The sequence below is a fragment of the Bacteroides sp. genome (genome assembly GCA_036351255.1).
Lineage (GTDB): Bacteria > Bacteroidota > Bacteroidia > Bacteroidales > UBA7960 > UBA7960.
Map to the genome: position 1 here is coordinate 1 of JAZBOS010000028.1, position 14700 is coordinate 14700.

At 47.0% G+C, this 14700-nt stretch carries 15 protein-coding genes; 1 reads left to right on the top strand and 14 read right to left on the bottom strand.

Annotated elements, in window-relative coordinates; all coding sequences use genetic code 11:
• Positions 1-603 precede the first annotated feature (603 nt).
• On the top strand, positions 604-1125 hold the full coding sequence (locus tag V2I46_02435) for an outer membrane beta-barrel protein (protein ID MEE4176346.1): 522 nt from the start codon (positions 604-606) through the stop codon (positions 1123-1125).
• A 170-nt stretch (positions 1126-1295) separates the two neighbouring features.
• Here the strand turns inward: V2I46_02435 and V2I46_02440 are convergent, their stop codons facing one another.
• From V2I46_02440 to nuoE, 14 genes are all read right to left on the bottom strand, one after another.
• Positions 1296-1784, bottom strand: coding sequence for an NAD(P)H-dependent oxidoreductase subunit E (locus V2I46_02440; GenBank protein MEE4176347.1), 489 nt, complete (start codon positions 1782-1784; stop codon positions 1296-1298).
• Between the two features lie 50 nt (positions 1785-1834).
• A complete protein-coding gene (locus V2I46_02445) occupies positions 1835-3607 on the bottom strand; it encodes an NADH-dependent [FeFe] hydrogenase, group A6 (protein ID MEE4176348.1) in 1773 nt (590 codons plus the stop codon).
• Positions 3608-3624: 17 nt separating this feature from the next.
• Positions 3625-5418, bottom strand: a complete 1794-nt coding sequence (locus V2I46_02450; protein ID MEE4176349.1) for an NADH-ubiquinone oxidoreductase-F iron-sulfur binding region domain-containing protein — start codon at positions 5416-5418, stop codon at positions 3625-3627.
• A 21-nt stretch (positions 5419-5439) separates the two neighbouring features.
• Positions 5440-5832 carry a (2Fe-2S) ferredoxin domain-containing protein gene (locus tag V2I46_02455; protein ID MEE4176350.1) on the bottom strand — a complete coding sequence of 131 codons (393 nt, stop codon included), beginning with the start codon at positions 5830-5832 and terminating at the stop codon, positions 5440-5442.
• Between the two features lie 54 nt (positions 5833-5886).
• Entirely contained in the window at positions 5887-6438 is a 552-nt protein-coding gene (locus V2I46_02460) for an ATP-binding protein (GenBank protein MEE4176351.1), read from the bottom strand.
• A complete protein-coding gene (locus tag V2I46_02465) occupies positions 6435-7187 on the bottom strand; it encodes a PHP domain-containing protein (protein MEE4176352.1) in 753 nt (250 codons plus the stop codon). The genes V2I46_02460 and V2I46_02465 overlap by 4 nt, the downstream gene beginning before the upstream one ends.
• 4 nt (positions 7188-7191) lie before the next feature.
• Positions 7192-7530 carry a serine kinase gene (locus V2I46_02470; protein MEE4176353.1) on the bottom strand — a complete coding sequence of 113 codons (339 nt, stop codon included), beginning with the start codon at positions 7528-7530 and terminating at the stop codon, positions 7192-7194.
• Between the two features lie 9 nt (positions 7531-7539).
• On the bottom strand, positions 7540-8916 hold the full coding sequence (locus tag V2I46_02475) for a [Fe-Fe] hydrogenase large subunit C-terminal domain-containing protein (GenBank protein MEE4176354.1): 1377 nt from the start codon (positions 8914-8916) through the stop codon (positions 7540-7542).
• 3 nt (positions 8917-8919) lie between these two features.
• Complete coding sequence (locus V2I46_02480) at positions 8920-9333, bottom strand: ATP-binding protein (protein MEE4176355.1); 414 nt, start codon at positions 9331-9333, stop codon at positions 8920-8922.
• A gap of 24 nt (positions 9334-9357) precedes the next feature.
• A complete protein-coding gene (locus V2I46_02485; GenBank protein ID MEE4176356.1) occupies positions 9358-9702 on the bottom strand; it encodes a DRTGG domain-containing protein in 345 nt (114 codons plus the stop codon).
• A 332-nt stretch (positions 9703-10034) separates the two neighbouring features.
• Positions 10035-10769, bottom strand: coding sequence for a redox-sensing transcriptional repressor Rex (locus V2I46_02490; protein ID MEE4176357.1), 735 nt, complete (start codon positions 10767-10769; stop codon positions 10035-10037).
• Positions 10770-11196: 427 nt separating this feature from the next.
• A complete protein-coding gene (locus tag V2I46_02495) occupies positions 11197-12987 on the bottom strand; it encodes an NADH-dependent [FeFe] hydrogenase, group A6 (GenBank protein MEE4176358.1) in 1791 nt (596 codons plus the stop codon).
• A 36-nt stretch (positions 12988-13023) separates the two neighbouring features.
• Positions 13024-14181, bottom strand: coding sequence for an NADH-ubiquinone oxidoreductase-F iron-sulfur binding region domain-containing protein (locus V2I46_02500; GenBank protein ID MEE4176359.1), 1158 nt, complete (start codon positions 14179-14181; stop codon positions 13024-13026).
• Positions 14182-14228: 47 nt separating this feature from the next.
• A complete protein-coding gene (gene nuoE, locus V2I46_02505; protein ID MEE4176360.1) occupies positions 14229-14699 on the bottom strand; it encodes an NADH-quinone oxidoreductase subunit NuoE in 471 nt (156 codons plus the stop codon).
• Position 14700: the final 1 nt, after the last annotated feature.

A 14700-nucleotide genomic window follows, 5' to 3' on the forward strand; every position in this document is an offset into this window, starting at 1 on the left:
AAAGAGTAAAAAGGATTTTTTTTGCGAAAAGCCCTTAACGGCTTTTCATTATTAAAGGGGCTGTAAAACATTGCCGCCCCCTTCTCAACCATTGGTTTGCTGGACGGTGAGAATACCCTTTCCATTTACGCCCCCATTGCATATCCTTTCCAGGCAGTAAAATCCATCCCTGATTCGGTATACCCATTATTTTAAAGAGTTTGAGGCAAAGAAAAATTCCAAATTTCATTTTTTCTCATTCTCAGCAGCCATTTTGAAAAAAGCCTTCTCATTGAAGGGAGTTTAATAGACTTAACTATAATCTTTTAAAGGCTAATGGCCTTTAAATTTAAAATGGCTTTTTGTTGAAAGAAGTATGATAATTAATCGGCCAATCCGATCCCGAGGGTTTTGGGGGCCAGAAGAAATTTTATTCAGTCTGACTTTGAGTTTCACATTTTTTGAAATTCAAAAGATGTTTTTGGACAATAAATTAATGTTATTCGATAATTTCAAATAAGTCCAAATCCAAACGAAAAAACGGGTCCTAAAAAAATATCGGATGCATTTTTTTTGTTCAATTATTTTGTAACTTTCTTGTTATTAACGCAAAAACAAAAAGGTATGAAAAGTTCAACAAGTTCTTTTCCGGTTTTTGTTATCTTTCTTCTTATTCCCCTGCTTTGTCAGAGCCAGGAATATTCCAGGTCGTATTTCAACCTGGGATATATTACAAACTTTTCGAAATGCGAGGAATGCGAAAAAGTGGATACCGGAGGGTCGATCCGATTGGGTTATTTATCAAAGAAGAAATTAGGTTTTTACCTTGGCTATTTATGGTTTAAAGAGTATCACAAGGATTTCGTGGAATATGACGATGAAGGGAAAGCATTTTTAGCTGGGTTAAATCTTCGGTTATTTAAGAGCGAGGATTTCCGATTGTATGCTCAGATAGGGATTGAAAATGAGAAATTTATTGCAACCTACCCAACAAGGACTGAATCGGAGACAAACCTCAAACCTGACTTTGGATTATTAATTAATTACAAATTCATAAATAGTTTTTTAGGTTGGCAACCATCAGAGCCACCCCATATAAACATTGGACTGGGGATAACTATATTAAACAAATCATCAGATCGTTAAGGTTTTTTCTTCTCTGATTCATTTATTGAGAATATTTCTGGGTTTTTTTTATGCCTCTTTTTGATGTTCGTAACAAATAGCCCTTGTCCCTTGGTCCAATTTTATCAAAAAGAAAGGGGCTGCCTGGAAAGTCAGCCCCTTTTTGATTAATGGAAAGAAATATGGTTCGATTACTCGTTCTCATATTCTTTGAGGATATCCTTCACCCCGTCGGTAGTTACGCGACCATAAGTCTTGTCGCCGACCATGACCACGGGTGCCAATCCGCAGGCACCTACACAGCGCAGGCAGGTGATGGAGAATTTTCCGTCGGGCGTGGTTTCACCCACGGAAACTTTCAGGATGCGCTTGAATTCGTCAAGCACTTTTTCAGCACCACGCACGTAACAAGCCGTGCCGGTGCAGATGCTGATGGGATAGCGGCCCTTGGGCAGCATGGTGAAGAATGAATAAAAGGTCACCACGCCATACACTTTCGCCACAGGGATATTCAAGCCTAAGGCCACCTCTTCCTGCACCTCGGCAGGCAGGTAACCGAAATACTCCTGGGACTTGTGCAAAACATTGATCAGTTCGCCGGCCTCGTTGTTAAACGACTTGCAGATCTCATGGATCTTTTGCACGTCCTTTTCTTTGAGTTTTAATTTTACGGAAGTCATTATCTGTGATTTTTTTTGTTACCAATGAAGACTGAAAAAAAGCCGGGGGCTTAGTCAATGTCAATATGAGTGGTTTGCTTTGCAAAATAATGGGTATGCAGTAAATGATGCGCCTTCTCGCTGAGGGGCTTACCCAGGTATTCCTCATACAGTTTGATGATGTAGGGGTTTTCATGGCTCTTGCGCAGCACTTTCAGCTCGTCTTCGGCATAAATGGCCTTCGAACGGGCTTTTAGGATGGCTGAGTTGCCGTGGTGCAAGGGCTGACCGCCTCCACCGATACATCCGCCGGGGCAGGCCATGATCTCGATGGCGTGAAATTCGCTCTTACCAGCACGTACGTCTTCAAGCAGTTTGCGGGCGTTACCCAGCCCGTGAGCGATACCGATCTTGATCTCCACTCCGTCGAAGTCGACACTTGCGGCACGAATGCCTTCCATGCCACGCAGTTGTTTGAAGTCCACCTTTTCGAGGGTTTTCTTTGTATGCAATTCGTAAGCGGTACGAACGGCGGCTTCAATCACGCCACCGGTCACCCCGAAAATGACACTGGCTCCGGTAGATTCACCCATGGGGTTGTCAAAATTTTCATCGGGCAGGCTGTTGAAGTCGATGTTGGCACCCTTGATGAGGGCTGCCAGCTCACGGGTTGAGATGGAATAATCCACATCGGGGTTGCCATCTACCTTAAACTCTTCGCGGGTGCACTCGAATTTTTTGGCGACGCAGGGCATGATGGAAACCACAATCATGTTCTTGCGGTCGATCTTGATCTTCTCAGCAAAATAGGATTTGGCAATAGATCCGAACATCTGCTGCGGGGAGCGGGCCGTTGAGGGTACGTCAAGTAAATCGGAAAAGTTGTGTTCAAAGAAGTTCACCCAACCGGGGCAGCAGGAGGTCAGCATGGGTAGCTTCACGCTCTTGTCGCCATTAAGGAATCTCCCGAGGCGGTCGAGCAGCTCTGAGCCTTCTTCCATAATGGTGAGGTCGGCAGCAAAGTCGGTATCGAAGACATAGTCGAAGCCGAGACGGCGCAGGGCAGCGGCCAGTTTACCGGTCACGAGGGTGCCGGGCTCAAGGCCAAACGCTTCACCCAGTGCGGCGCGCACTGCAGGAGCGGTTTGAACCACGACGGTCTTGGCGGGATCAGCCAGAGCACGGATTACCTGCGGGGTATGGTCGACCTCGGTGAGGGCGCCGGTGGGGCAAACGGCCACACACTGTCCGCAATAGGTACATTCGCTGTGGTCGAGGTCGCGCTCGAAAGCGGGAGCCACCACGGCTTCAAATCCCCTGTTGATACCCGAAAGCACGCCCACGGTCTGGAAGTCGTTGCACATCGTTTCGCAGCGGCGGCACATGATACACTTATCCATTTCGCGAATGATGGCCGGGGAGAAGTCGGGCTTATAAGTCGATTTCTCGCCCTGGTATGGAATGTTTCTTACCCCCATTTTGATGGCCAGATCCTGCAGGTCACAGTTGCCACTCTTGGCACAAATGAGGCAGTCGAAGGGGTGGTCGCTGAGGATGAGCTCAAGCACCGTGCGCCTTGAGTTGAGCACGCGCATGCTGTTGGTCTTCACGACCAATCCTTCGGCGCATTCTGTGGCACAGGAGGGCGCCAGATTGCGGCGGCCTTCTACTTCCACCACACATACACGGCAACCGCCGGGTTTGTGTTCAATGTTCAGGTCGCCCAGGTTCATATAGCAAAGGGTCGGTATCTCGATGCCCAGTTTCTTGGCAGCGTGGAAGATGGTGGTACCCTTCTCAACTTCGACCGTTCTGTTATCTATGGTTAATTTAATCAGTTCCATATTCTTGAGTCCTTCTTTTAAATGATTGTTACCGCATTAAACTTACATTTCTCCATACAGGCACCGCACTTGATACAGAGCGACTGGTCGATAAGGTGCACCTGTTTTCTTTCGCCCGCGATGCAGTTCACGGGGCAGTTGCGGGCACAGGCGGTACAGCCAACGCAGTTTTCCGGGATGATCTCGTAACGAATGAGATCCTTGCACTGACCTGCGAAACACTTCTGTTCTGTAACGTGTGCCAGGTATTCATCATAGAAATTATCGAGCGTTGAGAGCACCGGGTTGGGAGAAGTCTGTCCAAGACCACAAAGAGAAGTGTCCTTGATGACCTGGCTAAGGTTGCGCAGCTTATCGAGGTCTTCCATGGTCCCCTGCCCTTTTGTTATTTTATCCAGAATCTCATACAAGCGCTTGTTTCCAATGCGGCAGGGAGAGCACTTTCCGCAGGATTCTTCCACGGTAAAATCGAGGTAAAACTTGGCCACCGACACCATGCAGTCGTCTTCATCCATCACAATCATGCCACCTGAGCCCATCATAGAGCCGGAAGCAAGCAGGTTATCGTAGTCGATCGGTGTGTCGAGATGTTTCTCGGTAAGGCATCCACCGGAGGGTCCACCGGTCTGCACGGCTTTAAACTTCTTGCCGCCTTTGATGCCGCCGCCGATCTCAAAGATCACTTCGCGCAGGGTAATACCCATAGGCACTTCAATGAGGCCCACGTTGTTGATCTTGCCGGCCAGGGCAAACACTTTGGTCCCTTTTGACTTCTCGGTGCCAATGGAGGAAAACCACTTGGCGCCTTTATTAATAATGACGGGGATATTGGCATAGGTCTCCACGTTGTTCACGTTGGTAGGCATGCCCAAATATCCGCTTTGTGCCGGGAAGGGGGGTTTAAAGGTAGGCTCCCCGCGCTCGCCTTCCATGGAATGGATGAGGGCCGTTTCTTCACCGCAGACAAAAGCACCTGCACCATAACGCAGTTCGATATCGAAGTTGAAGCCGCTGCCCATGATGTCTTCGCCCAACAGGCCGTATTCCCTTGCCTGCTCGATGGCGATCTTAAGCCGTTTGATGGCCAGGGGATATTCAGCACGAATATAGATCAGGCCTTTGGTAGCGCCAATGCAGTATCCGTTGATGGTCATGGCTTCCAATACGCTGTGAGGGTCACCCTCGAGGATGGAACGGTCCATAAATGCACCGGGGTCGCCCTCATCGGCATTACAAACCACATACTTTTGTTCGCCCTTGACATCGTGCGCGATCTTCCACTTGACACCTGTGGGAAATCCACCGCCGCCACGTCCGCGCAGACCGGAGTCTATTACTTCCTGGATGGCCTCTTCGGGAGTCATCTCCATCAGCACCTTACCGAGGGCTTCGTAACCATCGAGGGCAAGGTATTCGCTGATGTTCTCAGGATCGATCAAACCACAGTTACGCAAAGCAATACGGATCTGCTTCTTGTAAAAGCCCATATGCTTTGAGTCGGGGATCTGTTCCTTTTTTACAGGGTCTTTGTAAAGCAGGCGGTTCACCTTACGCCCCTTGATGGCATGTTCAGCCACAATCTCAATAGCATCTTCAGGCTTCACGCCAACATAGAAGGTGTTGTCGGGGATCATCTTGACGATGGGGCCCTGCTCACAAAAACCAAAGCATCCGGTAGTAACCACCTGTACTTCGTTTTCCAGGCCTTTCTCCTGAACTTCCTTTTTTAAATTCTTATAAAGCATGTCGCTGGATGAAGCCCGGCAACCCGTGCCACCGCACACCAGCATATGCATTTTGAATTTCGCCATTACTGTTTTCCTCCTTTTATGTTAGTCAATTTTTTCGTAATTCACCGGAATAATTCCCTCGAGCAGTTCGCCGGTCTTGATATATTTTTCAATGATATCATCAGCTTTTTTCTTGTCAACATATCCAAAAACCACGGGGTCCTGATTTGGAAGGGTCACTTCAACGGTGGGTTCGGCATAGCAATAGCCCATGCAGCCCGTTTGAGATACGATGGCGTCGATGTTACGCTTTTCGAGCTCGTCGATGAGGAACTCCATCACTTCCTTGGCTCCGGAAGCAATGCCGCAGGTAGCCATGGCTACCCTGACCTGCACCCGGCCTTCAGGATTGTCGCTTTTTTCTCTTAAGGCGATTTGCGACTGAAGGTCGGCCTTCATCTTTTTCAAATCAGCCAGTGATTTAATCTTTGTCATTTTTTTAATCTCCCAATTGTTAAAGGTTGAAAAAATATTTCTTTCTATTCGGGTTCAACTTTTCGGAGCCCTGAGGGCTTCCAGGTTTTCATTGATCATTTCTTTCAAAAACCGCATCACCTGCGGATCATTGACAGGCAAGCCATCGAGAGCCTCGGCGATATCGGCCGTATCCAGTACAAATTCATTCTCTTCCACCCTGTGGCGGTAAATAAACCGTATTTCAGGGTTTGCCCCGGCAAGCATCACCATCACCCCTGCCACATCACCAAGGGGCGGCCGGTCGATATGATCCAGTCCGAAGGTGGCTGTCAGGCTTGTGCCCCTGCCCTGCTCGGAACGGATCTGCAAGCTTCCCCCTGTGGCTTCTGCATTTTGTTTGAACAGCGGAATGCCCAGACCTACCTTTCGGGTGGTGCGCGAAGTGTAGAAGGGATCGGTAACCCGTTCCAGCACTTCCTGCGGCATACCACTGCCATCATCGGTCACTTCTATCACCAGAGTGCCTGCATGGCCAGACTCCGTGATACTGATGCTGATATTACTGGCACCGGCACGAATGCTGTTCTGGGCAATATCAAGTATGTGGAGCGACAGGTCCTTCATATCCCCGGTTTTTCAATGCGAGTGCTTCGGTTGTCCTGCTTGTGCAGAGCCTTACGGATTTCACCGAAGTTCCTGTTTTCCATGTCAAAAATGGTGATACCCGAACCCAGGGTATCAGGATGGTGTGCATCTGAACTCCTGATAAAGGTATAAGATTCGATCCATGGGAACTGCCTGATCATCTCCTCCGGCGTTGTGAAGCGCGATACCTCGAGGGCATCAGCTTTCAAATCCTGGGGAACAAAACCCAGCTGGCTGGTGAGGCTGTACCTGGGCCGGTCGATGTGGGCAGGGATAAAAAGGCCACCCAACCGGTGCACTTCCGTTTCCACCTGATCCAGACCTTGGTCCAGACCCGATATCAACAGCCTTTCCTCTTCCTCAACGATCATCTCCTGTTCGTCAAGAACCACCTGGTAACCAAAATATTTGGGGTCATTCTTGATGTCGGGCAGATGTCGGTCGAGGTATTGCTGAAAGGCAGCAAGTGTTTCAAAGTTTTCAAAGAACGTTAAGCAGTGGGCTTCTTCGCGGGTAGTGACTTCAGCCCCACACAAAACGAATATTCCCTTTTCGCGGGCCAGTTTGCTTACGAGCGGCCCGTGTTTGGTGCTGTTGTGGTCGGTGATGCCCAGGATATCGATCCCCCTGCGGGCTGCCGTTTCCACAATTGCGGCGGGACTCATTTTGAGGTCGCCGCAGGGTGACAACACGGTATGCACATGCAAATCGGCCCTGAACGAGTTCATTTTATCAAGTCTTCAATATTTCATAGAGCTTCCCGCTGATCTCAAAAGCAGAAAGGTCGGTTCCCAGCACAGGTATTTCTTCCTCATTGCTCTGCATGGCAGTGTCTTCATTCGGCTGATGACTGCTCACAAGAATCACGGCGGCCAAGTCTTTCAATGAGGCAATAGCCATGACATTCTTATGGGTCTGCAAGGTAATCCAGATGTGTCCTGCCTGCGCATGTCCCATCACATCGCTAAGCAGATCGGAAACATAACCACCGGTTACCTCACGGTTTATCCCACCCTGTCCACTGAGGACCTTAAGCGAAAGTTTTTGTGCAATATCTGAAATCGTCATCATCCAATATCTTTAATTTTTCTGGCTGCCAAATTTTTCTTCGCCCCAGATTTCTTTCAAAATCTCCATGGAGTCTTTGCTGTTCAGCCAGTCTTTTTGTTCATATTTCTTCTGAATAAAAATGCAATGGGTAATTTCAGCACGTCCTTGCGCGATGTCCTGGGCCAGGGCATTGCAGGTGGGTGAGCCACAAAGGCCGCAATCGACCGAAGGCAGCAAAGCCATAATATCGCGCACCATCTGCATTTTAAGCAAGGCTTGCTTCATATCCTCATCCAGCTTTTCCATGGACCTGGGGAGCACTTTTTTCACCCCAATGTTTTCCATCAGGAATCCACGGTAAGATTCCATTGATTCATCCACTTCCTGGTGGTAATGCGGCAGGTTTTCCATTTCCACCTCCCTGGCCTGATTACGTAACCGCTCAACAGTGAAAAAACGGTTTCCACTGGTCAGGATGCCTCCTGCACAGCTTTGGTCGCAAGCCCGCAATTCAAGAAAATCGATGTCGGCATTTTCGCCATTTTCAATCTTTTCCAGGAATTCAATCACATTGTTGATCTCATCAATAGCCAATGACCGCCCGGGCATCCTGGAGGATTCACCTTCGGTAAGACTCCAAAGCATTTCTTCGGGCTGCAAGGTGTAAAGCGAAGGAACCTGGCAGAAATTCTTTCCTTTATGACCTTGCTTCATACTGGTATATACTTTATTAAAGATGAAGTCCATATTGATGACTCCGTCTATGTCGCTGGTGTCATCGCCAACAGGACTTTTTACTGCGGCTATTTTGGCGGCGCAGGGGGTAATATAGAACATTCCAATCTCTTTACTCTTCGCACCTTCATCGATAAGTTTTTTGCGAAAATAGGTGGCTGCGATATCCAGCGGTGGCTTGAGCAGGATCAGGTTATCGGTGAGTCCAGGAAACCTTACCTGAATCAGGCGAACAACAGCCGGACAGAAGGTGGAGATCAGGGGTTTCTTCCGGCCGTGTTGCTCCATATATTGTTTCATGGCGCCTTCCAGGACACGGGTGCCATGCTCCACTTCAAAAATATGGGTAAACCCAAGTTCGTGCAAAACGCTGCGAATCTGGTTGATTGATACCTGCTCGGGAAATTGCCCCATCAAAACATTAGGGATCAGGGCCACGCGGTGCTCAAATTCGAATATCCGGCTGAAGTCATCCTGCTCCACAATAATGGCACCCACCGGGCAGGCACGATAGCATTTACCACAGTCGACGCATCGGTTGTCGGTAAGCTCAGCTTTCCCTCCATGAATCCGTATGGCCTGCGTTGGACACACGTTCATGCAATGGGAGCAGCCTATACAGACCTCCTTGCGGAACTTCAGTGCGTGGTGAAAATACTTTACAGCCATCATTAATTATTGCAAAAACATAGTAATCTCGAGCGTTGTCCCTTTACCCACTTCGCTAGAAATTTCCATTTTATCAGCGTTCTTTTTAATGTTGGGAAGGCCCATTCCCGCGCCGAATCCCATTTCGCGCACCTTGCTGCTGGCCGTCGAGAAGCCTTCCTGCATAGCCTGGTCAATATCGGGGATGCCCGGGCCTTCGTCCTGCAACCTGATCCGAATCAAATCGGTGTTCAGATCAACATAGATCGTCCCGCTATAGGCATGGGCCACGACATTCACCTCGGCTTCGTAACAGGCTACAACAGTGCGTTTAATGATCCCCATGTCCACATTCAGTTGCTTAAGCAATTTTTTTATCTCACTGGAGGCGTAACCTGCGCGCGAGAAGTTACCACCCTCTATACTGTATTCAAAATGCATGGACTGGGAATGCATGCTCATGATTTAAAAGATCGGCTTTACCCCGGCCTGAAACAACAGCCCACAGGTTTTAAAAACAGAATACCGGCATTCGATCAGGATCTGCCCGTTTTCGCTGGCAAGATCTAGCATTTCCTGACTGGCTTTTTTATTTCGTGCCAGGATAATACAATGAATGTCGGACATTTCAGCGGTACGAATGGTCTGCAGATTGTTAAGCCCTGTAATCAGCAATACGTGATCATCCTTTAGGGTAAGTACATCGCTCATCAGGTCGGAGGCGAAAGCCACTTCCACTGAATAATCTTCCCGGTCTTCCCCGCAAATGATCCTGCCATTAATCAGGTTCTTTATTTCAGAAATCTTCATAGCCGCTTATCTGCAGTAAATATTGTTCTTTTAGGATCTGGTCATTTCCACCGAAAAGCTCTGGAGAACTCCAACCTTTTGCTTTTCAGGGGGCTACCAAAATCCACCGCAAAATTAACACCTTATAAATCAAAAACCAAGGAAAGTTGTTAATTTATTAACATTATAAATAAAAAGACAAAAGACCAAAAAAAAATATCCAATGAAAGGTATTTTCCACCAGACGTATACCATTGCATAAAACAGGCTGTAATTTATAAACAGTCTAATTAACAGTGGTTTAAAGCAATGAAAACCGCAGCTGTCAATGGTTAGCTATGTTCCAGGATGGTTTAACGGTTCAATTTATTGAGAATAACAGCCAGGTCAGAGTATATGCTGGTGTTCTCAACAATGATATTTTCGGGAGCTTTGATGGATTGTGGGGTAAAATTCCAAATGGCCTTGATGCCCCATGCAACCATCAAATCGGCGGTTTCCTGGGCACGATGATCTGGTGTAGTAATAATACCAATGCGAGCCGGGATCTTTCGTGATAAATCACGAAACTCGTCCACGGCATATACTTTCACATCCTTAATCTGGGTATTGGTAACTTCAGGGTTAATGTCAAATCCTGCTATTATTCTTAGCCCATATTGTTTCAGGCCATCGTAATTTATGAGCGCTTTCCCCAAATTACCCACCCCAAACAGAAAAGCATTCTCCTGGGTATTGAAATCGAGGAAAGCAATGATATTCTCAATGAGTTTATCTACATTGTAGCCGATCTTCGTACGCCCCTTTACACCTGTATAAGCGAGGTCTTTGGTAACCAGCGTGGAATCCATCTTAAAAGTTGCTGCAATCTGGCTGCTGGAAACGAACTCAATATTATTGATCTTTAACGATTTAAAATAGCTAAGGTAACCCGGTAAACGTCGGAGGGTAGGTTCAGGAACAGCCTGACCATAGGCTTTATGCGAATTTTTATTGGGAAGTTTCATATCCTTTGGTTCCTTTCCTTGATTTATTTGATTGATTTCCAACTCCAGCTCGCCGGAAAAGTTCTTAAAACCCTCGAGCATCCAGCAATGATTAAGTAAATTTTTCTTTATTAAAAATGAACAAAAATTAACAATTCTAAATTAATTAAAAAATTTTAATTGTGATTAAGTTAACAACAACGTTTTTTCAAGAGATTATTTATTGTCCTTAAATAAGTTAAACTCCTCTTAATGTATTTGTTGAAAAATTCTTCCTTAGGATTTCTGTGAAACCTTAAAAGAATAAATTTAATAAAAAAATCAAAATGCACCGTTTGCAAAGAGGAATTTTTTCCTGATTATCATCCGAAATGGTTTTAAAAAGGGGATGCTCCAAAGAGCTTCTAAGCGTTTCAATTACCGGCATGATTGCTAAAGGCCAAGCAATGGCCAAATGATGCATCATTCCTGCAGAAGCAACCTCAGGGCACTCTCGCAGCAACCCCTCTTGAATCAAACCACCAAGGCATTAGTGCCTTTTACGTGGGTAGTAGTGCGTATGGAGCAGATCGTGTGAGCGATGCCCCAAGGGTTCATGAAGGAACTTGTCATAAAGCTCAATCACCTCAGGGTTCTCATGGGACTTGCGAATAACCATTTGTTCATCCTCATCATAGATTCCGGAAGCACGTTTTTTGCGGATTTCCATGTTGGTTGGAATGGGCTGGCCACCGCCTCCGATACAACCACTCGGGCAAGCCATCACTTCAATAAAGTGGAAGTCGGCTTTCCCTTCTTTCACCCGATCCATCAATACCTTGGCATTGGCAAGGCCATGGGCAATAGCCACCTTCAATTCTACACCTTCCAGGAATTTCCATTCCGGTTTTACGTCTTTGATTTTAATGGCGGCTTCCTTCACGCCTTCCATCCCCCTAACAGGTTTAATGTTTAAGTTACCGAAGGGTACTTCGCGGCCGGTAACGATTTCGTAAGCTGACCGAAGGGCAGCCTCCATCACACCACCAGTGGCACCAAAAATAACGGCGGCCCCAGTAGATTCGCCCAGGATTCTATCATACCCTTCAGGTTGTAACTTGTTGAAGTCGATACCAGCCTGACGGATCATCATACCCATTTCGCGGGTGGTTAATACAAAGTCTACATCCTTGTATCCACTGCCCCGCATTTCGGGCCTTTCAGCCTCAAATTTCTTAGCAGTACATGGCATAATGGACACTACAATCATATCTGCGGGGTTCTTGTTCACCTTTTCTGCATAATAGGTCTTTGCCAAGGGTCCGAACATTTGTTGGGGCGACTTGCAAGTGGACAGGTTGCCAAGAAATTCCGGATAAAGATGCTCCTGGAATTTGATCCAGCCAGGCGAACAGCTGGTCATCATTGGCAGAGCCACCTCCTTGCCGTCCACAAGAGCTTGCTTAAGGCGGCTAAGCAATTCGTTGCCTTCTTCAATTATGGTAAGGTCAGCAGTGAAATCGGTGTCTAACACCTTATCAAAACCGAGCCTCCGTAATGCGGCTACCATTTTGCCAGTTACACGGGTCCCTGGTTCAAGGCCGAACTCTTCACCAATGGCAACCCGGGTAGCAGGGGCAGTCTGAACAACAACAAATTTGCTGGGGTCATAAATCACATCAAACACTTGGTCAATATATGACCGTTCGGTCAGGGCGGCGGTAGGACAGCGGTTAATGCACTGCCCGCAGTTGGTACAAACCACATCGTTCATAGGTTTATCCAGGAAAGTTGACACCCTCATGTGGTTACCCTTTCTGGTAACTGCAAGCGCGCTGACTGCCTGAAGTTGTGAGCAAGTTCGAACACAACGCTGGCAGCGGATGCATTTGCTGTCATCCTTAACAATTGATGGACTTGAAATGTCCTGGATCTTGTCCTTTTCTTTCACAAGGTCAAGGAAAACATGAGTCCCGATACGGTATTCGTTAGAAATGTCCTGGAGTTCGCAGCTTCCATTCTTGAAACATTTGGTGCAGTCGGCATTATGCTCGGCGAGCAGTAGCTCAACAATGTGTTTTCTCGCCTGGCGTACCTTCATGCTGTTGGTTAAAATCTCCATACCTTCGCTAACGGGCGTTGCACAGGAAGCCGTCAACAGCCGGGCACCTTTCTGCTCAACAACGCAAACCCGACAGTTTCCTGCCACACAAAGGTCATCATGATGGCAAAGGGTTGGAATATTAAAATTCAGTTTTCGGGCCGCTTCCAGGATGGTCGTTCCCTCATCCACTGAGATGGGAATATTATTAATCTTAAGGTTGACTTTATATTTACTCATGGTTTTTTCTCCTGTAAAAATTTAATATTGAGCCGGTTAATAGATAATTTCCTCCCGGAAATTATTGATAATCGAATTGAAGGGATTTCCGACTGACTGTCCAAGGCCACATTTTGATGCGATCCTCATAGTATCAGACAGTTTTTGGAGGGTTTCAAGGTAAGCCGGGGACTTATTCCCTCGTTTTACGGCTTCAATTCCTTTAAGGAGTTGCTGGCAACCCACGCGGCATGGAGTGCACTGTCCGCAAGACTCTTCTTCAAAGAACTCGAGGTAATCATGTAAAATATTGTACATCGAACGCGAGCTATTGAAAAGCATCATGGAGCCTCCCGTTGGAATCCCTTCAAAGCCTATGAGTGTTTCCTTGAAGTGTTTGCGGGCTACACAGAAACCAGAGGCACCTCCAACCTGAACAGCTTTGGTATCCCCATCGCCAAACTCATTCACAAAATCTTCAAGACTCATTCCAAGCTCCAGCTCATAAATGCCAGCCTTTGGTGTGTCACCAGCAATGGAAAACACTTTTGAACCCCTTGAGTCGAAGGTACCTAGTTCTTTAAAGGTTTGGGGACCATAGTTTGCAATCATCAGGGCAAACACCAAGGTTTCCACGTTATTAATTGAGGTTGGTTTGCCAAGATAGCCACGTTGCGTTGGGAAAGGAGGCTTATTTCTAGGTTCCCCGCGATGCCCTTCCATGGATTCCATTAGCGCGGTTTCTTCACCGCAAACGTAAGCACCACTTCCTGAACGAACAAACACAGTGAACTCGAAATTGCGGTCTTTCATTTGCTGGTTAAATTCCCGCATTTTTTCATGCAGCATTGGCAGCAAGAAGTTATATTCAGCCCTTAGGTAAATGTAACCTTCGGTTGCACCGATGGCCTTTCCGCAAAGCGCCATACCAGCCAGCACTTTTTCGGGAACCTGTGTTAGAATCTCGCGATCCTTGAAGGTACCAGGTTCCCCTTCGTCAGCATTACAAATCACATATTTCTGATCAGACTCTTCATTTCTGGCAAACTTCCATTTCAAGCCAGTGGGGAATCCAGCTCCGCCCCGGCCTCTGAGGCCTGAATCAATCACATCCAGAATGATCTCGTCGCTGCTGCGCTTGAAGGATTTGTCCAAAATGGCCAGCTGGTCCACTTTTTCAAAAATGAGGTCTACTTTTTTGATTTTATTTTCCATAATAATTTGTTTTTCTTTTGGTTAGAAAGTTATTCACCTTTTGCCGCCTACTTCGTTTTTTTAAGATATTCGTGCACTACTTCAACGGCCTTTTCGGGGGTAATCTCCGGGTAAACCTCATCATTTACAAGCATTACAGGCCCCTTGTGGCACCATCCCAAACAGTTGGCCGGCAAAAGGCTGAATTTTCCATCGGAAGTGGTTTCACCAAGTTTAATTTTGAGCATGTCCTCCAGTGTTTCAATGATGGCATCCTTTCCTTTCATATGGCAAGTAATGGTCTTGCAAATGCGGATAATGTTCTTCCCACGCGGTACAGTGTCGAGGAAAGTGTAAAAAGATGCTGTGCCAAACACATCGGCAGTGCTCAAATCGAGCTCGGTAGCTATGGCCACCATGGCTTCTTCTGAAAGGAAGCGCTCCTTTTGCACAACAGCCTGCAAAATTGGCATCAGGCTATTTCGCCTGCGACCATAAACGTCGGCCTGCTCCTTTACGAATTCTTGGATCTTAGTCATA